Below are 23,181 nucleotides of genomic sequence, written 5' to 3'. Positions count from 1 at the left end.
TTTTACACATTTACATAGAACATACAAATAGCAAAAGAGGCTATTGCAATAAACAAATAGCCTCTTTGTCTATAATGATAACGTCAGTTACAAAACCCTTCGGGCATTTGTTTCGATAATCTTTTTAAGGATTTCAGCAGGATTGCTAAACCTATTTGTAAGCATCATTGCAGCAATAATATATGGCTTATAGCCGGCTTCGATATAAGTTTTAATCCTATACCTTTCAAATGTTTCCTTGCTCACCTCACCTTCAACGCATGACTCTCCAGAAATATCGGCAGGAAGGCAGTGCATGTAAAGGGCATCGGCATTTTTTGTTAGCTTCCGTACCTGCTCATTGTACTCCCAGTCCTTATACTTGGCATTGTTTGCAAGGCAGACCTGTTCTAACTCCTTAAGGCCATTTTTATCGCCGTTCATAAGTAGCTGGGTACGTTGCTGCATGATATGGAAAGGGGCCCAACTTTTGGGGTACACAATATCGGCATCACGCATAGCCTCGGTCATGCTGTGGCTAACCTTAAAGCTACCACCGCTTTGAGTAGCATTGCTTTTTGCCACATTAACAATCTCGGGAATAAGGTCGTAACCCTCGGGGTAGGCAAGCTCCACATTCATGCCAAAGCGGGTCATAAGAGCAATAATCCCCTGAGGAACCGATAAGGGTTTTCCATAGCTTGGTGAGTAGGCCCAGCTCATCACTATCTTTTTCCCCTTTAACGCTTCGAGCGAGCCAAACTCGTTAACAAGATGCAAGAGGTCGGCCATCGATTGGGTTGGATGGTCCATATCGCATTGTAGGTTAACAATGCCAGGCCTTACTGGCAGAACACCACTTGCATATCCCTCGTCGAGCGCTTGTCCAACCTGGCGCATGTACTTATTCCCCTCACCCAGGAACATATCGTCACGAATACCGATAAAATCGGAAAGGAACGAAATCATGTTTGCGGTTTCGCGAACGGTTTCACCGTGAGAGATCTGTGATTTCTCCTCGTCAAGTTCCTGTACAGCTAGTCCTAATAGGTTTGCAGCCGAAGCGAATGAGAAACGCGTTCGGGTTGACTTATCCCTAAAGTTCGAAATTGCCAGACCAGAATCGAAGATGCGGGGCGAAATATTTTGTTGACGCATCTCCTTTAGTATTGTGGCAACATGTAAAATAGCCTTAAGGTCATCTTCGGACTTTTCCCATGTTAGCAAAAAATCCTTTCCATGTAAATCGGATTTATAGCTTCCAAGCTCTTCAGTCAATTTGATTAAATCCATATGCCGTTATTTTTTTAATTCACCTTGTTTCGTTTCTGAGTAAAATTGCTAAATCACAACAGTCAATTTATGTTTTCATTTGAAAACTTTTACGACTTAAATCTCATATGCGAAGGCAGCATAAAATGCTGCAGCAGCAACCAAATCGCTAATGGGTACTTTCTCGTTAGGTGCATGAGCAAGAACCTCATTACCAGGCCCAAAACCAATGGTTGGGATGCCATAGGTTCCGCAGGTCATAATGCCATTGGTTGAGAACGTCCACTTATCAACTTTAGGCTCTTTCTTAAAAAGCTTTTTGAAAGCCGACACGCCTTTTTGAACCACCTCACTATCCTCCTCCATTTTCCATGTTGGATAGTATTTCTCCATTCCGTATTCAAGACCTGTATAAGCTTTTTCCTGGTAGTAAAGCACTTCGACCTTGGCATTCATTCCCTTAATAAGCTCTTCAATTTCGGCAACAGCGCTCTCTTTTGTCTCACCCCAGGTTAGTCGACGGTCGAGGTGAATGCGAGCATAATCGGAAACAGCACATAGCGATGGGCTATTGGAAACAAACTCGGTAACCGTAACGCTTCCCTTGCCCAAGAACTCATCAACCTTAAGCCTTTCATTCAGCTTTTCAACTTCAAGCGCAACCTTAGAGGCCATGTAGATGGCATTTTTGCCCCTTTCAGGGGCAGAACCATGGGCCGAAACGCCATAGAAGTGCACCTGCATCTCCATGCGTCCGCGATGACCTCGATAGATATTAAGATTAGTAGGCTCGGTACTTATCACAAAATCTGGACGAATCTTATCCTCCTCAACAATATACTTCCAGCAAAGCCCGTCGCAATCCTCCTCCATAACGCTACCTACAAAGTAGATGGTTAGATCGCGATTAAAACCTAATTCCTTTAGAATCCTTCCTGCAGTAACAAAGGCAGCGGGCCCTCCCTCCTGGTCAACCGTTCCACGACCATGCACATATCCATCGCGAATTTCACCACCAAGTGGGTCAAATTCCCAATTATCGGGATTTCCTAGGTCAACAGTGTCCATGTGCCCATCAATGGCTAAAATTCGCTTTCCATTACCAATACGTCCAATAACATTTCCCAAACCATCAATAAAAACCTCATCAAAACCTGCCTCCTCCATTTGTCGTTTAAGCTCAAGCTGCACGTCGCGCTCCTGTAGGCTTAAAGATTTTATCTTAACCAGGTTTGACAGGTTTTTTGCTGTGTAATCGGCATACTTCTCCGATAAATCAATTATTTTATTATAAATCTCACTCATAATATTATGTTTTAAAACTCAAAATTATCGATTTATATTAAAGCTAAAGCGAAATATATGAATTATTTTTACACATATCACATATTATAGATACATTTTCTACTCAAATCTATTTTTTTATATCATCATACTACTAATTCTAAAATTTTTGATATACACCGATTATGGTTGTTCTCTTTCTCATTATCTTTCTAAATTTACCAAAAAATTTAAAGACGATGATTTGGAAATTCATTAAAAACAAAGTTGATAAGGGGATTGATGTTTACCTAATTACTGTAGCCGAAACCATTGGAAGCAGTCCTGGTAGGGTTGGTTTTAAAATGGCGGTGGCTGCCGATAACGATCTAAATGGTACCATTGGAGGTGGAATAATGGAATACCAGCTTGTAGAGCTGGCACGAAAGGAGCTAAACTCAAAATCGGGAAAGAACTTCTTAAAACGTCAGGTTCATTCCCATGATGCTGAGGAAGATAAATCGGGAATGATATGCTCTGGGGAGCAAACACAGATATTTAATCATTTCTCTAAAGAGAATGCTGATGAGATTGTAAAAATAGTAGAGCTAATTGATAGTAACAAGCCTGGTAAATTTGTTCTAACAGCTAGCGGAATAGAGGTATATGAAGGTGATGCTCATTTCAATAGAAACAGTATAGAGTTTCAAAAAAGCGAAAGCAGCTACCGTTATAGCGAGCCGATTGGCTTTAAGGAAACCGTTTACATTTTTGGAGCGGGTCATATTAGCGTTCCCCTATCGCAAATACTTGCCCTATTAGATTTCAGGGTTGAGGTGTACGACAACCGTAAAGATTTGAGCACCTTTAACCAGAACGTTTATGCCCATAAAAAGGTGATTGTTGATTATAAAAATGTATCGGGACTTGTTCCAGAGGGAAAAAACTCGTACGTGGTGATTATGACTTTTGGACACAAGTTTGATGAGATTGTACTGAAACAGTTCCTTAATAAGGATTTAAAATATATAGGAATGATTGGTAGCAAGAGCAAGGTTGGCACCATTTTCCAAGAGCTGGTAAACGAAGGCTTTAGCCAAGAGCAAGTGGCTCGGGTGTGCTCACCAATCGGTTTACCCATAGGCGGACAATCAGCAGCTGAAATAGCAGTAAGCATTGCTGCCCAAATTGTTGAGTGGAGGAATAAACGGTAGATAGCTTGAGGAGAGGTTTACAGTGTGCAGAGTTCTGGGGATTGTCATGCTGATCTTGTCGAAGCATCTCTTGTGGAGGAATTTGAGGAAGTTAAAGGAAGTTAGAGGAAGTTAGAAGAAGTTAAAGGAATTTAAAAGAATGACACGGAATGATTCGGAAATATTCGGAAATATTCGGAAGGAATCGGAAGATTAAGACGAGTCCCAACAAATTGGTAATTACTTTCACCCTAAAGTTAAGAACTGCTCCATATTTTTAATCTTTTAAATGTCTACAACCCATAGAGAGAAAGCCCCCTGCAAAATATTGTATTTTGCTGATATTATAGGCAAGGTAAAATTTAGGATGCTTGAACAAAAATTGAGTTGACCATGAAATCTTGCTGAAAAAATCTTTTTGCTAAAAAATAAAATTTTTATTTTTGTTAAAGACTAATCGTTAAGAGTAAAACATAAGACTTGAAAAAATATATATAGAAAATATCACGCTGGAGAATGAGTCAAGCACAATGACAGAGATTTATATGCATGTAACCAAAAAATCTTTTACAAAAATCAGAAGCCCTTTGGATAGAACTTGGCAGGATAACTAATAGAATAATAGGTACTTGCGTAAAAGGGCAGTGATAACGTATAAAATGCAATTAACTATAAACGTATGTTATGAATACTGATTTAAAAAAATTCAACAACCCGATAGATGACCTGGACTTTTAATATATCAACCATACTAATTAATACATCTGGTTTTGGATGTATAAACGCAATTAGTGGGATTAATAATAAAGAAATAAACGCAATTGCGTATACACAGACGTTGTGCGGCATGCAAAAAATGGACATACTGAAGCTTGGTAAAAGTTACAACATGGTAAACTCCTACTTACAGAACCGACAACAACCAAGACTTGAAGTGCTTATGAGGATTGCGAAAATATTTGACATTGACGTAAAAGAACTAATTGTATCAAACAAGGAGAAAAAGAAATAAAATGGCAGTAAAAAAATCAGAATTATACAGCTCACTTTGGGCAAGTTGCGATGAACTAAGAGGCAGCATGGATGCCAGCCAATACAAAGACTATGTATTGGTGCTGTTGTTCATGAAATATGTATCGGACCGGGTAAAAAGAGAAAAAGCAGAGGGCAAAACACCCCTGATTGAAATACCCGAAGGTGCGAGTTTTTACGATATGCTCAAGTACCGTGGGCAAAGCGATATTGGCAATAAAATCAATACGGTTATTGGCGAATTTGCAAAAGCCAATGGACTTACCGGGGTAATTACCGAGGCGGATTTTAATGACGATGCAAAACTTGGTACAGGAAAAGATAAAGTTGACCTGCTGACCAACCTGCTCAACATCTTTAATCGAGACGAGCTTGATTTCAGTAAGAACCGAGCCGAAGGCGATGACCTGCTTGGCGATGCCTACGAATACCTGATGCGGCACTTTGCCACCGAAAGCGGAAAAAGCAAGGGGCAATTCTACACCCCTGCCGAAGTTTCCCGCATCATGGCACAGGTAATTGGCATAAATAAATCCACTTCGCCAAGCCAAACCATTTATGACCCCACTTGTGGCTCGGGCTCGCTGTTGTTGAAAGCGGCTGACCTTGCCCCGCATGGCATCACTATTTACGGTCAGGAAAACGACAATGCCACCCGTGCCCTGGCGGTGATGAACATGTGGTTGCACAATTTTGCCGATGCCGATATACGGCAAGGAAATACGATGGCTTCACCGCAGTTTACCGACGATGCCACCGGTGAGCTAAAAACCTTTGACTTTGCGGTTGCCAATCCTCCCTTCAGTTATAAAAAATGGATGAACGGACTCGACCCACAAAACGATGTGTATAAACGCTTTGAGGGTTACGATGCCATTCCACCCAAAAAGAATGGCGACTTTGCCTTTCTGCTGCATCTGATAAAATCACTCAAATCAAAAGGAAAAGCATGTATTGTTTTGCCGCTCGGTGTTCTGTTCCGTGGAAATGCCGAGGGAGAAATCCGAAAAGAACTCATACAAAAGGGCTATATTAAAGGCATTATCGGCTTGCCGCCCAACTTGTTTTACGGCACGGGCATTGCCGCTTGTTTAATTGTGATTGATAAAGAAGATGCCGATAAGCGCCAGAGCATTTTCATGATTGATGCCAGCAAAGGGTTTATTAAGGATGGCAACAAGAACCGCCTTCGTGAGCGCGACATCCATAAGATTGTAGATACCTTCAATAACAAAATTACCACCGACCCCACTTATGCCCGTGAAGTTCCGATTTCGGAAATAGCCGACCCCAAGAACGATTACAACCTGAACATTCCCCGCTACATCGATAACCAGGAGCCGGAAGATATTCAGGACATTGAAGCGCATCTACTGGGCGGTATTCCGGCCCGCGATATAGAGGCATTGAAAGAATACTGGGAGGTGTATCCAACCCTTAAATCCGAATTGTTCACAGTCATAGAAGACCGACCGGAATACTTCAACCTGAAGATTGCCCCTGAAGAGATAAAAAACACCATTTATCACCATCCGGAGTTTACCGCTTTCAGTGAGGAGATGGATAAGGTATTTGACCAATGGAAAACTGAAATAAGCGATTATTGCAAGCAATTGGATAAAGGACTGCACCCCAAGCAGGAAATCCGCTTTATTGCCGAAAAACTATTGAAGCAATATGCCAACCGCAAACTCACCGACAAATACGCCATGTACCAGCACCTGATGGACTACTGGGCCGAAACCATGCAGGACGATTTTTACGAATTGGCTGCCGATGGCTGGCAAGCCGGCAATGAGGTGAAACGCATGGAAAAGAAAACCAAAAAAGGCGAAGAAGAAGTAATAACACAAGTAGCGGGTATTGACGGACTGGAAGGTAGATTGATTCCTCCACATTTGTTAATTCAGGAGTTTTTTCCAACCGAGAAAAAGCAAATTGAAGACCTGGAGGCAGCAATTGAAACCATTGAGAGTGAAAAAACCGAATTGCAAGAAGAACACAGTGGTGAAGAAGCGGCACTACAAGACGTTTCCTCTAAAAAAGATGCAGAGGCTGCTCTGAATGATTACATTATCCAGGCGATGGAAGAATATTATCCTGCTGATTATACCACTTACCAAAAACTGGAACAGCAAATAAATAAATATACATCACACATAAAGGAAAATACTTCCCATCCTGCGATTGAACGTTTAAAAAGTTCTCAAGGAAAAATAACGCAAAAAGCACTGAAAGAAGGAGCAAATATTGCTACTGAAGCAAACGATAAGAAAGTCATAGAAAACTATCTTGATGCATTGAAAAACAGCAGTAAAGTGGCAAAGCAAATGAAGCAATTGGTGGAAAAGGTCTCGACAAAACTGGAAACCAACATCAAAGCCACGCCCAAAGCAGAATACCTGAAAGAGATAGACATCATCCGCAAGTATCTGGACTTACTGGCGAAAGAAGCCGAAAAGAAAGCCGAACTGAAAAAGGCATGGGGAAAACTGGAAAAACTGGTAATTGAAAAATACCCCAAACTCACCCTTGACGAAATAAAAACCACCGTGGTGGACAAAAAATGGATGGCCGAAATAGAAAAACGCATTAAAACCGAAATGGACAACATCAGCCACCGGCTTACACAGCGCATCAAAGAACTGGCCGAGCGCTACGAAACCCCTCTGCCCCAAATAGAACAGCAAGTAGAAGAACTTACCGCCAAAGTAGAAGCCCACTTGCAGGCAATGGGCTACGCTATGCATCAGGCTCACCCGCAAGTCCAAAAATCAGGTAAACAAGTAAATCAGGTAAATCAAGGTTAAGACCAATGAAAGAAACAAAATTTAAACATACAGAGATAGGCTTGATTCCAGAGGATTGGGAGGTGAAGAAGTTGGGGGAAGTAGCACATATCGAAATGGGGCAGTCACCAAGCTCAGAAAACTATAATGTAAGTGGTATAGGCTTACCATTAGTACAAGGAAACGCTGATATCAAAAATCGTAAAACTATAATTAGAAATTACACTTCTCAAATTACAAAAAAATGTATTAAGGGTGATATTATTATGTCCGTTAGAGCACCTGTTGGTGAAATTGCGATTGCTTCTAATGATGCTTGTATAGGAAGAGGAGTTTGTGCTATTCGCTATTCAAATAAATATTTATTTCATTACTTAATTTGTATTGAGTCAACCTGGTCAAAACATTCTACTGGCTCCACTTTTGATTCTGTAAATTCAGATACAATAAAAAATCTGGAAATTCCATTTCCACCAATAAAAGAGCAAACCGCCATTGCCACCGCCCTGGGTGATGCCGATGCGCTCATCACCGCACTGGAAAAACTCATCGCCAAGAAAAAAGCCATCAAACAAGGCGCCATGCAACAACTGCTCAAACCAAAAGAGGGGTGGGTAGTGAAGAAGTTGGGGGAGGTTGGTGAAATAATAACAGGGGGAACACCACCAACTCTTAATAAAGAATATTGGAATGGCAATATACCTTGGATTACACCCACTGATATTACTACCGACAAAAACATTTATCATAGCGAAAGAGAAATAACATTCAAAGGGCTTTCTATTCTCAGAAGAATACCCAAAAATAGTTTGTTAGTTACTTGCATAGCGAGCATTGGAAAAAATGCCATTCTTAGAAATGATGGAGCATGTAATCAACAAATAAATGCAATAATTCCAAACATTAATTTCAATGTAGATTTTCTTTATTACTTAATGGAGTTTAATAGGAATATACTCATTGGTGCTGCTGGTATAACTGCAACACTTATTTTATCCAAAAAAGAATTTTCTGAAATAGAGTTTTCTTTTCCGGGAACTAAAGAAGAACAAACCCGCATCGCCCAAATCCTATCCGATATGGATGCCGAGATAGAAGCGCTTGAGCAAAAATTAGAAAAGCAAAAACAAATCAAGCAAGGCATGATGCAGGTGCTGCTTACGGGGAAAATACGTCTTAACCATGATGCTAAAGGATGGCAGGATGCCCCTGATTCATCTTTAAATAATCATGGTAATCAAGTAAATCGGGTAAATCAAGGTTAAGACCATCATGAAAATCACGGTGCAGACAATTAAGGCATGCAAATGAAACACGAAGAACTTACACGGAAAATCATTGGGGCAGCAATGGAAGTGCATAACCATTTGGGCAACGGCTTCCAGGAAGTGGTGTATCAGCGTGCTTTATCCATTGAAATGAATTTACAGGGCATAGCCCACGAACGCGAAAAAGAGATGCCTTTACAATACAAAGGATATGATATAGGCAAACGCAGGGTTGACTTTTTTGTAGAGGGGTGTATCATGGTTGAAATCAAGGCAGTTATTAATCTGGAAGATGTGCATCTGGCTCAAGCCATGAACTATTTGGAAGCCTATAATATGGAAATCGGTTTGCTTTTGAATTTTGGCGCAAAAAGCCTGCAATTCAAAAGAGTGCATAATAATAAACTTATCAATAAATCAAGTAATCAAGATAATCAGGCAAATCATGGTGCAGACAATGAGTAACATAGGTAAAAAAGAACGCGAAACGCAAAACCGTGTAGTGGCTTTGTTCCAAAACGAGCTGGGCTACCGTTACCTGGGCAATTGGGAAGAGCGTGAGGACAACAGCCAGCTGGAAGAAGACATCCTGCGCAATTGGCTGCTCAACAAGAAAAAATATCCGGCTAATCTGGTAGAGAATGCCATTCGCAAGTTTAGCAATGCGGTTTTTGACCAAAGCAAAAGCCTGTACGATGTAAACAAAGAAGTATATAGCATGCTTCGGTATGGCGTAAACGTACAGCCCGAAATTGGCAAGCAGCACGAAGATGTTTATCTGATCGACTGGAAAAATCCGCATGAAAACGATTTTGCCATTGCCGAGGAAGTAACCATCAAAGGAGTTCATAAAAAACGTCCGGACATAGTGCTGTATATAAATGGAATTGCAGTGGGAGTTTTAGAATTAAAACGCAGCACGGTTTCCATATCAGAAGGTATCCGCCAAAATCTCGACAACCAGAAACACATCTTCATAAAACCGTTTTTCAGTACCATTCAGTTTGTAATGGCAGGCAACGATGTAGAGGGTTTGGCCTATGCACCTATCGACACCAAAGAAAAATATTTCCTGAAATGGAAAGAGGTAAACGAAGAAAAAGACAAAGCCTATCCGCATCTTTTGGAAATCACTAAACCCATTCGCGAGAAAACGACAAAATATCCTATACCACTCGATCGGAATATCATCGAATTGCTCAACAAAGAGCGCTTGCTGGAAATCATGCACGACTTTGTGGTATTCGACAGAGGTCAAAAGAAATTTTGCCGCCCGAATCAATATTTTGGTGTAAAGGCGGCACAGGATTTTATCAGGCGAAAAGAAGGCGGCATCATTTGGCACACGCAAGGCAGCGGAAAGAGTTTGACGATGGTGTGGCTTACCAAATGGATTCGCGAGTTTAACCCCAACGCCCGTGTGCTAATTATCACCGACCGCGATGAACTGGATAAGCAAATTGAAAAGGTTTACAAAGGCGTTCAGGAAGATATTTATCGCACTAAAAGCGGTAGGGATTTATTGAGCAAGCTCAACGAAACTTCACCCTGGCTGATGTGCTCGCTCATTCACAAGTTTGGCGGTAAAGATGGCGAAGAAGCCACCGATGAAGATGTAGAAAAATACTTGCAGGATTTGCGCAGCAGCATACCAAGCGACTACAAAGCCAAAGGCGATATTTACGTGTTTGTTGACGAATGCCACCGTACGCAATCGGGTAAACTGCACGATGCCATGAAAGCCTTTGTGCCCGATGCTCTTTTTATTGGTTTTACAGGTACCCCATTGCTAAAAACAGATAAAAAAACCAGTCAAGAAGTATTTGGCCGCTACATCCATACCTACAAATTTGATGAAGCCGTAAACGACAAGGTGGTGCTTGACCTGCGCTATGAAGCCCGTGATGTGGAGCAAAAAATATCGTCAGCAGACAAGATTGACGAATGGTTTGACCTTAAAACACGAGGACTAACTGATTTTGCCAAAGCCGAATTGAAACAACGTTGGGGAACCATCAAAAAAGTGTTCAGCAGTAAATCACGACTGGAAAAAATCGTGATGGACATTATGCTGGATATGGAACGCAAAGAGCGTTTGCAAAATGGCAGAGGCAATGCCATGTTGGTTTCAGACAGTATTTACAACGCTTGCCGGTATTATGAACTATTTCAACAAGCGGGGTTAAAGAAGTGTGCGATTGTTACCTCCTTCGTGCCCACCCATGCCGACATCAGAGGCGAAGAAACAGGTGAAGGATATACCGAAAGGTTACAACGCTTTGAGATTTATAGAAAAATGCTGGCTGAGTATTTTAATGAAGATCCAGACACAGCCATCAACAAAGTGGAGCAGTTTGAAACTGAAGTGAAAAAGAAATTCGTGGAAGAACCTGCCCAGATGAAACTGCTTATTGTGGTGAATAAACTCCTGACCGGTTTTGATGCCCCTTCTGCCACATACCTTTACATCGATAAAAAATTAAGAGACCACGGACTGTTTCAGGCCGTTTGCCGGGTCAACCGACTGGATGGAGATGATAAAGAATATGGCTACATTATTGATTACATGGACCTATTCAAGAGTTTGGAACAGGCATTTAAGGATTACACTTCCGAAGCATTTAGCGGTTATGAAAAATCCGATATTGAAGGGTTATTGAAAGACCGTTTGCAGAAAGGTAAAGAACGATTGGACGAGGCACTGGAAGCCATAAAGGCTTTGGTAGAACCTGTTGACCCACCCAAAGGCACCATGGAACACATCAGGTATTTCTGTGGAGGCAACACCCAAAACCCCGATGAACTTAAAGACACGGAGCCAAGACGGGTTGCGCTTTATAAGTTAACCATTGCCCTGCTACGGGCTTACGCCAACATAGCCGATGAAATGAAAGAAGCAGGTTACACCGATAAGGAGATTCAAGAAATCAAGGCAGATTGCAAGCACTTTGAAAACCTCCGCAAGGAAATCCAACTGGCCAGTGGCGACTACATTGATTTGAAGCAATACGAGCCGGCCATGCGCCATTTGATTGACAGCTACATTGGAGCCGAAGAAAGCCGAGTGTTGGCCAATTTCGATGATCTGAGCCTGGTGGAATTGCTCATTGAAAGAGGAAAAGATGCCATTGAAGATTTGCCGGACAGCATCAAGAAAAATCCTGAGGCGATGGCTGAAACCATTGAAAACAATCTGCGGAAAGTAATCATTGAAGAAAATCCGACCAACCCAATATATTACGAAAAGATGAGCGTGCTGCTGGACGAGCTCATCAAAATGCGGAAAGAACAAACATTGGAATACGAAAAGTATCTGCAGCAAATCATAGAACTTTCGGCTAAAGTGAAAAAGCCAAGTACGGCAAGCAATTATCCTTCTTCATTGGATAATTCTGCAAAACGTGCCTTGTATGACAACCTTGAAAAGAATGAAGCATTAGCAATTGAGTTAGACAAGAATATCATGTTAACCAAAAAAGATGGCTGGCGTGATAACATGATGAAATCAAAAGCAGTAAGGAACGCCATAGCCGATACACTGAGAAAGCATGGTATAACCGATGATGCAGAAGTGCATAGAATCTTTGATCTGGTTAAAAATCAGCGGGAATACTAATGGAGCAAATCATTGTCAACGATATAGTTATTGATGTTGTTCGCAAAGACATTAAGAACATACATCTTGCCGTTTACCCGCCAACTGGTAGGGTGCGCATTGCTGCTCCCTTGAAAGTGAATGATGATGCCATTCGCCTGTTTGCTATTTCTAAACTCGGTTGGATAAAACGCCAGCAACGCAAGTTCGAAGGGCAAGAACGGATTCCCTACATCGAATACAAAGAACGGGAGAGCATCTATTTTCAAGGAATAAGGTATCTGTTGAATATCATCGAGCATAATGGTGCTCCCAAAGTGGTATTGAAATCAAAAAAATACATAGAACTCTATGTAAGGCCCGGTTCTTCCCGTGAAAAATGCCACGAGGTTATGACCGAATGGTATCGTAAGGAATTGAAAAGTCAAATACCGACATTTATTAATAAGTGGGAAAAGATTCTCAATGTAAAAGTCAACGACTGGCATGTAAAGCAAATGAAAACCAAGTGGGGTTCATGCAATATTGAGAAAAAGCGAATACTGTTAAACCTTGAATTGGCAAAGAAGCCTGACCGGTGCCTGGAGTATATTATTGTGCACGAAATGATTCACTTACTCGAACGGCATCACAATGACCGCTTCCTGTATTACATGGACACCTATTTACCTAATTGGAAACAGTTAAAAAACGAGTTGAATAAATTACCGGTCAGTCATGCAGATTGGAGTTATTAGCCTACGCACACTTGTAAGCACATTTGCAGGTCGCACAATGCCAACGCACAACCAAAACCTGCAAAAGAGCTTCCAAGTCCCTGCCCAAGAAAAGAGAAATTTTAAAAAATGCCCCACCGCACAGGAGGACATTGAAAATGAGAATAAAAACGAAAAGAAAAATAAAGCACGAACGCACAACAATGGCTATACGTAATGCGGGTGAAAGTGATGATATGAAAGTATTTACATTAAATAATCTAACTGCTAAACGGAAAGTGAAGTGCTTTTTAAACCCGAACTACGCATAGCCAAACCGTTATAAGTAATAATTAATTAATAAAATTGGATTATGAGAAACATTATTTTAGCCATTTTGTATTTAAATTTTTTATTTCCAATTAATGCATTTAGTCAGGAGACAGTCCAGGCAAAAGTTGATACTTTAAGTTATACGTATTATATGTCTTTAGTTCAAGAGCAGGTTGGCAAAAAAGCATCAGATTGGAAACTAAAGGATACGGATGGAAAAGAGATAGCACTTTCTGACTATTCAGGAAAACTTATTTTACTTGAATTCTGGGGGGTAGGTTGTGGAGCTTGTATAATTGCAGCGAAAGACGTTTGTTTGATTGATTCTTTGTATAAAACTAAAGGACTAGCTGTTATAGGAATTGAAGGTGAAGGAAGGAATAGTTTAGACAAAATAAAGAAATTTAAACAAGATTATGGATTTAACTATCTTACATTAGTTGGTGGGAAAGAGACTGCAAGAAAATATGGTGTAAGAGCTTTTCCAACTTTTTTTCTGATTGATAAGTCTGGTAAAATTATTTATTCTCATTTAGGTTATTTCTATGGAAATAAGAAAGATGAATTGTTAGAGTTAATTGAAAAGAATATTTAAATAATTCCAACTTATAACACGCCATCCCAAGGCATAACGGGGTTCATATAGTGAGAAATTTAAAAAAGTTTCCTTTATAATTTAATGGCTGAATATTATATTTCACAATATATTACTTCTTTGGCGTACAAATACATTAATTGCAAAAAAATAAATCCTTATGAATTTAGTGGTAGTAAAGAAACCAATGATTTTCTTAAAAAGTTTGGATTAAACATTGTGAATACACCAATATCACAGAGAAAATACAACCATTGCTGGCGCGGACTTAAAGTCCGTAACAAATACTTCTTATACTTTAAATTTATTCGAGCCTTGCTTAATGAAAAAACCTTTTTAAAATAACCGCACGGATTACAACCGACAGAAGGGAGCTCACCGAAGGTAAATCCAGGCGAGCGAGGGGGGCGTGTTTGTTTTTTTTGTGTTTGGTGTTTCGATTTTTGACCTCTCCCCTAACCCCTCTCCTGAGAGGAGAGGGGTATAAAGCAATTCTACCTCCTACACAAGAAAAGCCTCCCCCTCTCAGGGGAGGTTTGGAGGGGTCATTTTAATGTTTCGGAATGAATCGGAAATATTCGGAAGGAATCGGAAGACTTTATTGTTTAACTTTTAACGCCTTTTATCCGCCTCCTCCCGACACTGTCTCTTTATTGTTCCACCACCTTGGCGCCAATAAAGGTTTTTATATCCTTCAACTCTGGATTGCCTGTATATGTTAAACTACCACCTGTACGAACTTTCGCTTCGAGCTCCTTTATGGCTTTAACCTTTGCAATACCTCCGGTGCTTACCTTTACATAAGCCTTTTCCGAGGCTAAATCAAGGGCAGAAAGAATACCGCCCGTATTAACTTTTGCTTCGAATGATTTAACATCGCCTCGTAGCCTAAGAGTTGAACCCTGACCAACAGTAAATTCTGCACTTTCTGCCTGAATGGCACCATCCAGCTCTGAGCTTGTGTTAACATCAATTGTTAGGTTTTCTGCTTTCAGAGTATCCTGAATGCTTACACTTGAAGCAGCCGAAAGAGAAATTTTGTTAATTTGATTATAGGTAACATAAATATCGGCATTAACGCTTTCATATATCTTTCCTTTAAGCATGATTTCAAGTGTGTTACCCTTAACGTTGATTGTTATATCGGAAGCAGGCATTCCTTTAGTTACTACCCTAGCCTTTAGCTCATCGCCTTTAACCAAATAAACTTTGAACTCACCCCATGCACGAATTTTCGTAAAATCGTTTAATTTATACTCTGCTGTATTCTGTGCAAAAATCAAGCTATAAGCCATTAGTAATCCTGATATTAAAAATAATCTTTTCATAAAACAACCAGTTTAAATTTAGAATTATTCAAAGATAGTTTTCAAAAAGCATTCCAAACTATTTTTTAGCTTATTTTTAAGTGAGACCGAACAAAAAGGAAGTTTTCGTTGTTTTTTAAATAAACATAAAGCCATGCGTTACATTTTAATCCTATTTACATTTATATCTACATACGGATGCGCTCAAAACCAAAAGGATAGCACAATGAATAATGAAAATTTAAAAGATAAGCTCACGCCCATTCAATATTTTGTTACTCAGGAGAAGGGAACAGAAAGGCCTTTTACGGGAGAATACTGGAATCAATTTGAACCAGGCATTTACGTTTGTGTTTGCTGCGGTGCAGAACTTTTTGAGAGCGATACTAAATTTCACTCCAGCTGTGGATGGCCAAGCTTTTTTGATAGCAAGTTTGAAGAAAATATTAAGTTCCAAAAGGACTTAAGCCATGGAATGGTGAGAACCGAAGTGCATTGTAAAAAGTGTGGTGCTCACTTAGGACATGTATTTAATGATGGTCCTGAACCCACTGGTGTAAGGTACTGTATTAACTCAGCATCGCTAAAGTTCATTCCAAAAAGCAAGGAGGAAAAATAAACCATGGGAAGTACTACAAAATTCATGGCGATGTTTCCGCTAGAGGTTTTCTTACTTCCCGGCGAGGAAATTCCTCTTAGAATCTTTGAGCCCAGGTATAAACAGCTTATAAACGAGTGTAATGAAACAGGCGATACCTTTGGAATTCCATTTGTGAAAGATAATGAGATAAAGCAATATGGCAGTGAGGTGGAGCTAGTAAATATTGTTGCTAAAAACAGCTTGGGCGAAATGGTCATCTTAATCAAAGGTATTAAGAATTTTCATCTTCTAAATTTTAAGGAGAAGTTGAACGATAAGCTCTATGGTGGGGGAATCATTGAATATGTTGACGATAGCTACACAACTACCAATCCAGAGCTTGTAGTTCTGATTAAAAAGTTAAATCTAAGCATTGATCCCGTGTTGGGCAATCTCATTACTGGAAACTCAGTAAATATTCTAAATGTTGCTAAAGCATTGCAGCTACAACCCGAGGAAAAGTATAATTTTTACTCGATGCGCGACGAGAATTTAATGGTTAAATATCTAATTAAACAGCTGAGATTTGTTGAACATCTGCAAGAGCAAGAAAAAATGCTTGAGAATAACTTCAGCCTTAACTAAAGCCTCAAATTACTTCCTTAAAAAAAAATGTTTTTGCGGTAAAGGTTCTATATACCTAGGAAATATTCTCTTCAAATATCTATCAACAATATAAGGAAAGCGTGCCCCTTTCCAAGGACTATGGTTAGCCACAAAAGTAAACGTATATCCGTCCGGTTGACAAACCACAAGAGCCGATGTACCTGCCATTGACCCAGAACGCCAAAGTGTTCCATCGCCATGCACCCATCGCCATCCTAAAGGATGGAATTGGCCGTTAAAAGTATTCCGCATCGACTCAATTGATTTTGCCGAAAGTATATCAGGAAACGATTTTTTTCCATCAATTGCCAAAGCAAATCGGGTTAAACTTAATGGCGATATAACCCAACCACCGGCAGCACCCAGCACATGCACGTCGTTCCCCCCGCGAGCTCTCGGGACTTTTCGGATAGAGCCGTCAAAAGCCATAATGCTATCAGCTTCGGGAACTTCGTAGTACCGAACCTCGTTTTCAAATCGCAAACTATCCCAATTGTTTGAAATATGGGCGTCATGAATATTTAAAGGTTCGAAAATCTCTGCTTTAACATACGATTCATAATCCATTCCCGAAATAGCTTCTATAACCCGCTGGAGGATTACATATCCAATATTACAATATGAGCTTCGAGAACCGGGTTGAAAGTGAAGCGGTTTTGATAGGGCAAAAACTATATAGTCATCGGCACTTAAAGGGAGTTCCTTTCCTAACTCTTTTGAAATCACATCACCGATAAACATATGATCGCCCCAACGAGTGGTCCATCCGCCCGAATGGTTCAAAAGGTTAAGTATGGTAATGTCCTCAACGCGTTTGTCCTTATAACCTAAAAATTGAGGCTGATTTAGAATCCCCTCTTTTCCAAATACCTTGTCGCCTAAGTCTAACTTACCTGATTCAATAAGTTTAAAAACAGCCGTTGCCGTGATTAGTTTGGATACACTTGCCACCCTCATCACGTGGTAAGGTTCTAAAGGCAATGAATCTTCCTTGTCGGCCCAACCAAAACTACGGGCGTATATTAACCTTCCGTTTCGGGTAATACAAAATGTTGCACCAGTTACCTCCCACCTTTTTACAAATCTACTAAGCCTATCGTTTAATTGGCTATACTCATGGCTATCTGTAAGTCTATTGCTAATTGCGTAAACATTTATTTCAGGGAAAATTGGTTTTGTTTTAGATTCAGATTTAGAGAGTATCTTTTCTGAGTATACACTTGTAAGCAAAACCAACCAAGCGGTAAGCACCCAAAAAACTATCCTACTCTTTTCATTCAGAAATTGGCTCATTTTATCAAAACATATGTTACCACAAAGATAGAAAACACTTTTAAGAACCTAAAAAAGGGAAACACATCCTGCATACGACTAATAAACAAGCATTTACTCATTTAAGGATAAAATTTCCTTTTTTGCTGATAAAGTTTAATGGTTAGCTGATTTCATTTTTATTCAGAACCCTTCATCAATACATTTGCTTCAAATCATCAAAACTAGTAGTTATGAAAAACTCAAAGCCAAATTTGATACGAGTAGTTATAGCAGGAATATTTAGTACAGCGCTACTATCTGCTATCAGCTGTGAAAAAAACGAAAACACACAAGCTGGAAATGGTAATTTACCAGAAATCACGGGTTATCCTATAGTTGGGACAAACCAAACAACTTATTACGATAACCAAGGAGAGATCTCGCAACCCGACCCTAGCAATGTTTTTTACGGTCAAAATGCCAGCTATCCTGGAAATACCCCTAAATATCAGGATAATGGCGACGGAACCATAACCGACTTGGTAACCGGGTTAATGTGGACTAAATCGCCTGACCTAAATGAGGATGGCGTTATTGATTACAGCGATAAACTCTCATATGATGAGGCTTTAGCTTATGCTTCGAGTCTCAACTTGGGTGGTTATACCGACTGGCGTTTACCCACCATCAAGGAGCAATACTCTTTAATCGATTTTAGCGGAAAGGACCCAAGTGGCTACGAGGGAACATCAACCGATGGATTGGTCCCCTTTATTAATACCGATTATTTCGACTTTGCTTATGGCGACCAAAGCGCAGGCGAACGAATTATTGATGCGCAATTTGCCACCTCAACCAAATATGTTTCTACAACCATGATGGGCGATGAAACAATGTTCGGAGTAAATTTTGCCGATGGACGAATAAAGGGTTATCCGACTGGTCCAATGCCCGGAAGGACAGAAAAAAAACAGTTTTACGTGTACTTTGTGAGAGGGAACACCAGTTACGGCATAAACAATTTTGTTGATAATGGCGATGGAACCATCACCGATAAAGCAACTGGTTTAATGTGGACAAAGGATGATAATGGCGAAGGCTTAACCTGGGAAGAAGCGTTAGAGTATGCGCAGAATGCTGAAATAGCTGGTTACACCGACTGGCGATTACCTGATGTGAAGGAATTGCAAAGTATTGTTGACTATACCCGTTCACCATCAACAAGCAATTCTGCCGCCATTGATCCCATGTTTAATTGCACTCAAATTACTAACGAAGCAGGTGAGGTTGACTACCCTTACTACTGGAGCAGCACAACTCATGCAAATTGGACTAATAGCTCAGGTAACGCTGCTTGTTACATAAGTTTTGGTCGTGCAATGGGATACATGAACCAATGGTTAGACGTACATGGTGCCGGCGCACAGCGAAGCGACCCTAAGGTTGGAGATCCTAACGATTATCCATACGGTCGCGGCCCCCAAGGCGACGCTATCAGAATATACAACTATGTGCGCCTTGTTAGGAATGTGAATACTAAATAGATAATCAACTAATCAACATAAGATGTTTAACATAAATCGTAATGATATGAAAACAAAAATTGGATTAAATGCTATTAAAATGGTTGTGCTTGTGGCTGTGATGCTATTAGGAAATGCAGTAAAAGCACAAGACCACCAACGCCCAATGCCACAACAAAGGATACCAGATTCAACACAAGTGGTAAAAATGGTCAATAGAATGGCTAAAAAGCTAAATCTAACCGATGAACAGAAACAAAAGTTCGTTGAGTTTCATCTCGAACATTTTAAGCAGGTTAAAGCCAAGCAGGAAGAAATTAATGGTACTAGGGAGCATAATAGGAAGGAGATGGAATCATTAAGACAGGAGCTAGATAAAAAGTTGAAGAGCATTCTAACCGATGAGCAAAAAGTTGAGTTTGACAAGCTGATACAGGAAAACAGGCCAAAGCGAGAAGAACATCAAAGGCCTGGTAGACCTATAAGATAGTTTAACCAATTAATTATTCATATAAATGAGCTACAACCATGACTAAAAGAGCAAATAAAATACTATACCCCATATATGGATTAGCTGCTATTCTGATTACAGCTTGTAATCCATCGGGGAGCAGTGATGACCAGGATGAACAAATAGAAATCAATACAAAATACGGGATTGTTGAAACCGGTCAGGTATCCTGCTATAACACCAATGGTGAGGAGATTCCCTCACCCAATCCAGGCGATTATCTTTACGGCCAGGATGGGAACTATCGGAAAGGAAACTCATTTGCATTTATCGATAATGGTGATGGCACAGTAACCGACGTGAATACTGGTTTAATGTGGCAACAAATCCCAACTACTAAGGATTTAACCTGGGAAGAGGCAAATGCTTATTGCGATAGCTTAACCCTCGCGGGATACGACGATTGGCGGTTACCTACTGCAAAAGAGCTTTTTTCCATCTGGAACGGTAGTCAAGGCTGGCCATATATCGATAACACATACTTTAAGCTGGTTTACGAGCTAACAGGTGATAGCATAAACAAGGATGAGCAGTACTGGACAAGTACTAAATACGTAGGAACAACTGTTGAGGGGGGCAATAATGCAGCTTTTGGTGTCAATTTTGCCACAGGGCATATTAAGGCCTATCCTGCTGGTAGCCAAACCCCACAGCCAAACGGTGCCATGGCATTACAGCAACCAATGCCAATGATGCAAACCGGACAAAGCCAAATGAACGATAGCACCCCCCCTCCTCCTCCTGGTCCTGGTTCACCGTTTGGTAAGTACGTCCGTTGTGTTCGTGGCAAGGTTTATGGGGAAAACCAATTTGTGAACAACGACGATGGTACTATAACTGATATGGCTACAGGTTTAATGTGGACAAAAGTAGATTTCGGACCGCTAGATTGGCCATCTGCCCTGAAACTTGCCGATACATCAACCTATGCAGGTTATAGCGATTGGCGATTACCAAATGTGAAAGAACTTCACAGCATAGTCGATTATACCCGGTCGCCTTCTGCTACCGACGAGGATAAAATAGGACCTTCAATTAACCCTCTTTTTTCTTGCACTCAAATTATCAATGAGGCTGGCGAAGTAGATTACCCCTACTACTGGTCAAGTACTTCGGCCAAAATGCATGCCGGTGAACCTATGTACTATGCTTGGTATGTTGCCTTTGGCCGTGCTATTGATCCGAATGGAGACGACATTCACGGTGCAGGTGCAATCCGTTTCGATACCAAAGTTCAAGAAGGCCCTGCCGGTGAAGGTGGTGAACGTATTTTTAACTATGTTCGATTGGTAAGAGATGCAAAATAAGCAAAACTGTATAAACCTTTTATAGCAAGTTTTTCATCTTGGTTTAGATTTTATAAAAATTCGACCTTACAGGGAAAAACTCCTTGTAAGGTCAATTAAAAATACAAGAACATGCGTAAACTTCAAAAATATACCCCAAACAATATACTTTCAATTTTAGTCTTTACTTTGCTATGCATTACTTCAAACGGTCAAACCCCTTGGCGTTTTGCAGTTGTAGGCGATACCCATGTAGGTTCAAGCGATATCATTGTCGAAATGATTCCATTCATGATTGCCGATAGTATTGACCTGGTGTTACTGCCTGGCGATATTGTTGAGGGAGGACTTGCCTGTTCTGAATCGGAGTTACGAGCTGAACTATTAAATTGGCAAAAAATTTTTGAACCACTATATTCTGCAGGTATCGGAGTATTTCCCTTACGAGGCAATCACGAGGATGATGCCCGTAACAACCTCAGAGCATGGAACAGTATATTTACAGGTAGCTATGGTTTACCCCAAAATGGCCCTGAGGGAGAAACGAATTTAACATACTCCTTTACCCACAAAAATGCTCTGTTTATAGGTTTAGATGTTTATGCCAATATTCATACCGTTAACCAAAACTGGTTAGATGAACAGCTTGAAATAAACACCCAACCACATATATTCGTTTTTGGCCATGAGGCTGCATTTAAGGTTTTCCATTCCGACTGCTTAGATGATTCTGTTGAGCTACGAAATGCCTTTTGGCAAAATTTAGCCAATGCTGGAGTTAAAGTATACTTCTGTGGTCACGATCACTTTCTGGATGTTGCACTAGTTGACGATGGCGATGGAAATCCTAATAACGACTTGTACCAATACCTTGTTGGCACAGGCGGTGGCTGGTTGATGTCTAAGTATAATTACAATGGCCGAAATTCATATTTCAACCTATCGCAACAGTGTCATGAAATGGCATATGGGTATGCTTTAGTAGAAATCAGTGGCGATGGGCCCGATGATAGAAGTGTGACAATAACATGGAAGGAGCGCACAATAAATCCATCAACCGGTGAAGTAGAGTATATTGCAACTAACAACATCATTAGCTACACATCAACAATTTCAACAGGGGATGAAGCACAGTTAATTGACAATTTTAATATTTGGCCTAATCCTGCATCCGACTTTATCCGTAGTAATGATTTCAAAGGGGAGTTAACAATATTCAATGCTTCAGGCGTACCACTTTGGACAGGATCTGCCAATGATAGTAAAACCATCAACATCTCGTCTCTTCCAACAGGGTTTTATATTATTAAAAGCCAAACATCTTTTGGAAAGTTTATTAAGGTATAATCAGTTTTAGGTTTATAATTAACTAGCTTACTATGAATTCAACAATAAAATTAATTGTCTTTGCTTTTCTATTAGTTCTCCCATGCACCACTTATAGTCAAACAAACCAGTTTGAAACAAGATATTCAATGCAACTGGAAAAAAAGGTGCTGAATAATTTAGCAATAAGCATAGAACCAGAGCTGCGTTTGGATAACAGCTTCAAACCAAGCTCATACCTCTTACAAGCAGGTTTAGGCTACAAAATAGCCCCCTGGATGAAATTAGGTGCCTTTTACAGGTTTGACGCTGAGCAGAATGAAAACTCTTCGTTTTCTTATATGAACCGTTTTGCTTTCGATATGTCGTTTATGCATAAAATATCGAGATTTACGCCAAAAGCCAGAGTACGTTTCAGCAACTTTACTGATTTCGATAGCAGCACCGACGACAAGAGCAACTATATGCGTTACAAATTTGGTACAAGCTATAATATAAAGGGAAGTAAGCTGAATCCATTTTTATCGGTAGAACTTTACCAAAAAATGGAGAATGGATTGATTAATAAAGCACGATACTCTTTTGGTACCGAGTATACGCTAAACAAAAGAAATAGTATCGAACTAAAATATTCGTACGACTACAGGTTTAAGAATCTGAATAATACGCACATTTTGGAGCTAAAATACAGTCTTAACTTTAAATAACAAGAGC

The 23,181-nt window shown here is 40.2% G+C and carries 20 protein-coding genes; 16 read left to right on the top strand and 4 right to left on the bottom strand.

The window, feature by feature from the left end; translation table 11 throughout:
* Positions 1-87 precede the first annotated feature (87 nt).
* Complete coding sequence (ygeW, locus tag FHG85_RS06315; RefSeq protein WP_173074084.1) at positions 88-1,272, bottom strand: knotted carbamoyltransferase YgeW; 1,185 nt, start codon at positions 1,270-1,272, stop codon at positions 88-90.
* Between the two features lie 96 nt (positions 1,273-1,368).
* Positions 1,369-2,556 carry a YgeY family selenium metabolism-linked hydrolase gene (locus FHG85_RS06310; protein ID WP_173074082.1) on the bottom strand — a complete coding sequence of 396 codons (1,188 nt, stop codon included), beginning with the start codon at positions 2,554-2,556 and terminating at the stop codon, positions 1,369-1,371.
* 218 nt (positions 2,557-2,774) lie between these two features.
* Between FHG85_RS06310 and FHG85_RS06305 the strand changes: the two genes are divergently transcribed.
* From FHG85_RS06305 to FHG85_RS06265, 9 genes are all read left to right on the top strand, one after another.
* Positions 2,775-3,728: an XdhC family protein gene (locus FHG85_RS06305; RefSeq protein WP_173074080.1), complete on the top strand. Its 954-nt coding sequence runs from the start codon at positions 2,775-2,777 to the stop codon at positions 3,726-3,728.
* Positions 3,729-4,428: 700 nt separating this feature from the next.
* Positions 4,429-4,719: a helix-turn-helix domain-containing protein gene (locus FHG85_RS13255; RefSeq protein WP_246249285.1), complete on the top strand. Its 291-nt coding sequence runs from the start codon at positions 4,429-4,431 to the stop codon at positions 4,717-4,719.
* A 1-nt stretch (position 4,720) separates the two neighbouring features.
* Entirely contained in the window at positions 4,721-7,549 is a 2,829-nt protein-coding gene (locus FHG85_RS06295) for a type I restriction-modification system subunit M (RefSeq protein ID WP_173074078.1), read from the top strand.
* Between the two features lie 5 nt (positions 7,550-7,554).
* Positions 7,555-8,793, top strand: a complete 1,239-nt coding sequence (locus FHG85_RS06290) for a restriction endonuclease subunit S (protein WP_173074076.1) — start codon at positions 7,555-7,557, stop codon at positions 8,791-8,793.
* A gap of 42 nt (positions 8,794-8,835) precedes the next feature.
* Positions 8,836-9,261 carry a GxxExxY protein gene (locus FHG85_RS06285; protein WP_173074074.1) on the top strand — a complete coding sequence of 142 codons (426 nt, stop codon included), beginning with the start codon at positions 8,836-8,838 and terminating at the stop codon, positions 9,259-9,261.
* Positions 9,254-12,412: a type I restriction endonuclease subunit R gene (locus FHG85_RS06280; protein ID WP_173074072.1), complete on the top strand. Its 3,159-nt coding sequence runs from the start codon at positions 9,254-9,256 to the stop codon at positions 12,410-12,412. The genes FHG85_RS06285 and FHG85_RS06280 overlap by 8 nt, the downstream gene beginning before the upstream one ends.
* On the top strand, positions 12,412-13,128 hold the full coding sequence (locus tag FHG85_RS06275; protein ID WP_173074070.1) for a M48 family metallopeptidase: 717 nt from the start codon (positions 12,412-12,414) through the stop codon (positions 13,126-13,128). The genes FHG85_RS06280 and FHG85_RS06275 overlap by 1 nt, the downstream gene beginning before the upstream one ends.
* Positions 13,109-13,324 carry a hypothetical protein gene (locus FHG85_RS06270; protein ID WP_173074068.1) on the top strand — a complete coding sequence of 72 codons (216 nt, stop codon included), beginning with the start codon at positions 13,109-13,111 and terminating at the stop codon, positions 13,322-13,324. Before FHG85_RS06275 ends, FHG85_RS06270 begins: the two co-directional genes overlap by 20 nt.
* A gap of 135 nt (positions 13,325-13,459) precedes the next feature.
* Positions 13,460-14,014, top strand: coding sequence for a TlpA family protein disulfide reductase (locus FHG85_RS06265; protein WP_173074066.1), 555 nt, complete (start codon positions 13,460-13,462; stop codon positions 14,012-14,014).
* A gap of 650 nt (positions 14,015-14,664) precedes the next feature.
* On the opposite strand, the gene FHG85_RS06260 is transcribed toward FHG85_RS06265, so the two are convergent.
* On the bottom strand, positions 14,665-15,342 hold the full coding sequence (locus FHG85_RS06260) for a head GIN domain-containing protein (protein ID WP_173074064.1): 678 nt from the start codon (positions 15,340-15,342) through the stop codon (positions 14,665-14,667).
* A 133-nt stretch (positions 15,343-15,475) separates the two neighbouring features.
* Between FHG85_RS06260 and msrB the strand changes: the two genes are divergently transcribed.
* Both msrB and FHG85_RS06250 read left to right on the top strand, forming a co-directional pair.
* Positions 15,476-15,940, top strand: a complete 465-nt coding sequence (gene msrB / locus FHG85_RS06255; protein WP_173074062.1) for a peptide-methionine (R)-S-oxide reductase MsrB — start codon at positions 15,476-15,478, stop codon at positions 15,938-15,940.
* Positions 15,941-15,943: 3 nt separating this feature from the next.
* Positions 15,944-16,546 (top strand): LON peptidase substrate-binding domain-containing protein, encoded by a 603-nt coding sequence (locus tag FHG85_RS06250; protein WP_173074059.1) that lies wholly within the window; start codon positions 15,944-15,946, stop codon positions 16,544-16,546.
* Between the two features lie 9 nt (positions 16,547-16,555).
* On the opposite strand, the gene FHG85_RS06245 is transcribed toward FHG85_RS06250, so the two are convergent.
* Complete coding sequence (locus FHG85_RS06245; RefSeq protein WP_173074057.1) at positions 16,556-17,860, bottom strand: serine hydrolase domain-containing protein; 1,305 nt, start codon at positions 17,858-17,860, stop codon at positions 16,556-16,558.
* Between the two features lie 212 nt (positions 17,861-18,072).
* Between FHG85_RS06245 and FHG85_RS06240 the strand changes: the two genes are divergently transcribed.
* From FHG85_RS06240 to FHG85_RS06220, 5 genes are all read left to right on the top strand, one after another.
* Positions 18,073-19,365, top strand: coding sequence for an Lcl C-terminal domain-containing protein (locus FHG85_RS06240; protein ID WP_173074055.1), 1,293 nt, complete (start codon positions 18,073-18,075; stop codon positions 19,363-19,365).
* Positions 19,366-19,411: 46 nt separating this feature from the next.
* Positions 19,412-19,834, top strand: coding sequence for a Spy/CpxP family protein refolding chaperone (locus FHG85_RS06235; RefSeq protein WP_173074053.1), 423 nt, complete (start codon positions 19,412-19,414; stop codon positions 19,832-19,834).
* Between the two features lie 38 nt (positions 19,835-19,872).
* The gene (locus FHG85_RS06230; protein WP_173074051.1) at positions 19,873-21,162 is read left to right on the top strand and encodes an Lcl C-terminal domain-containing protein; all 1,290 of its coding nucleotides are present in this window, start codon (positions 19,873-19,875) and stop codon (positions 21,160-21,162) included.
* A 111-nt stretch (positions 21,163-21,273) separates the two neighbouring features.
* Entirely contained in the window at positions 21,274-22,488 is a 1,215-nt protein-coding gene (locus FHG85_RS06225) for a metallophosphoesterase (protein WP_173074049.1), read from the top strand.
* Positions 22,489-22,616: 128 nt separating this feature from the next.
* The gene (locus tag FHG85_RS06220) at positions 22,617-23,174 is read left to right on the top strand and encodes a DUF2490 domain-containing protein (protein WP_173074047.1); all 558 of its coding nucleotides are present in this window, start codon (positions 22,617-22,619) and stop codon (positions 23,172-23,174) included.
* Positions 23,175-23,181 lie beyond the last annotated feature (7 nt).

Source organism: Tenuifilum thalassicum, assembly GCF_013265555.1.
Lineage (GTDB): Bacteria > Bacteroidota > Bacteroidia > Bacteroidales > Tenuifilaceae > Tenuifilum > Tenuifilum thalassicum.
The sequence above is the reverse complement of the archived record's forward strand: the minus strand, read 5'-3'. Positions and strand labels throughout refer to the sequence as shown.

Coding starts and splice junctions, on each gene's coding strand:
- FHG85_RS06275 (WP_173074070.1), top strand. CDS start 12,412: ATGGAGCAAATCATTGTCAACGATATAGTTATTGATGTTGTTCGCAAA.
- FHG85_RS06285 (WP_173074074.1), top strand. CDS start 8,836: ATGAAACACGAAGAACTTACACGGAAAATCATTGGGGCAGCAATGGAA.
- FHG85_RS06220 (WP_173074047.1), top strand. CDS start 22,617: ATGCAACTGGAAAAAAAGGTGCTGAATAATTTAGCAATAAGCATAGAA.
- FHG85_RS06245 (WP_173074057.1), bottom strand. CDS start 17,860: ATGAGCCAATTTCTGAATGAAAAGAGTAGGATAGTTTTTTGGGTGCTT.
- FHG85_RS06280 (WP_173074072.1), top strand. CDS start 9,254: ATGAGTAACATAGGTAAAAAAGAACGCGAAACGCAAAACCGTGTAGTG.
- FHG85_RS06265 (WP_173074066.1), top strand. CDS start 13,460: ATGAGAAACATTATTTTAGCCATTTTGTATTTAAATTTTTTATTTCCA.
- FHG85_RS06250 (WP_173074059.1), top strand. CDS start 15,944: ATGGGAAGTACTACAAAATTCATGGCGATGTTTCCGCTAGAGGTTTTC.
- FHG85_RS06305 (WP_173074080.1), top strand. CDS start 2,775: ATGATTTGGAAATTCATTAAAAACAAAGTTGATAAGGGGATTGATGTT.
- FHG85_RS06290 (WP_173074076.1), top strand. CDS start 7,555: ATGAAAGAAACAAAATTTAAACATACAGAGATAGGCTTGATTCCAGAG.
- FHG85_RS06310 (WP_173074082.1), bottom strand. CDS start 2,556: ATGAGTGAGATTTATAATAAAATAATTGATTTATCGGAGAAGTATGCC.
- FHG85_RS06225 (WP_173074049.1), top strand. CDS start 21,274: ATGCGTAAACTTCAAAAATATACCCCAAACAATATACTTTCAATTTTA.
- FHG85_RS06230 (WP_173074051.1), top strand. CDS start 19,873: ATGACTAAAAGAGCAAATAAAATACTATACCCCATATATGGATTAGCT.
- msrB (WP_173074062.1), top strand. CDS start 15,476: ATGCGTTACATTTTAATCCTATTTACATTTATATCTACATACGGATGC.
- FHG85_RS06270 (WP_173074068.1), top strand. CDS start 13,109: ATGCAGATTGGAGTTATTAGCCTACGCACACTTGTAAGCACATTTGCA.
- FHG85_RS13255 (WP_246249285.1), top strand. CDS start 4,429: ATGACCTGGACTTTTAATATATCAACCATACTAATTAATACATCTGGT.
- FHG85_RS06240 (WP_173074055.1), top strand. CDS start 18,073: ATGAAAAACTCAAAGCCAAATTTGATACGAGTAGTTATAGCAGGAATA.
- FHG85_RS06260 (WP_173074064.1), bottom strand. CDS start 15,342: ATGAAAAGATTATTTTTAATATCAGGATTACTAATGGCTTATAGCTTG.
- FHG85_RS06295 (WP_173074078.1), top strand. CDS start 4,721: ATGGCAGTAAAAAAATCAGAATTATACAGCTCACTTTGGGCAAGTTGC.
- ygeW (WP_173074084.1), bottom strand. CDS start 1,272: ATGGATTTAATCAAATTGACTGAAGAGCTTGGAAGCTATAAATCCGAT.
- FHG85_RS06235 (WP_173074053.1), top strand. CDS start 19,412: ATGAAAACAAAAATTGGATTAAATGCTATTAAAATGGTTGTGCTTGTG.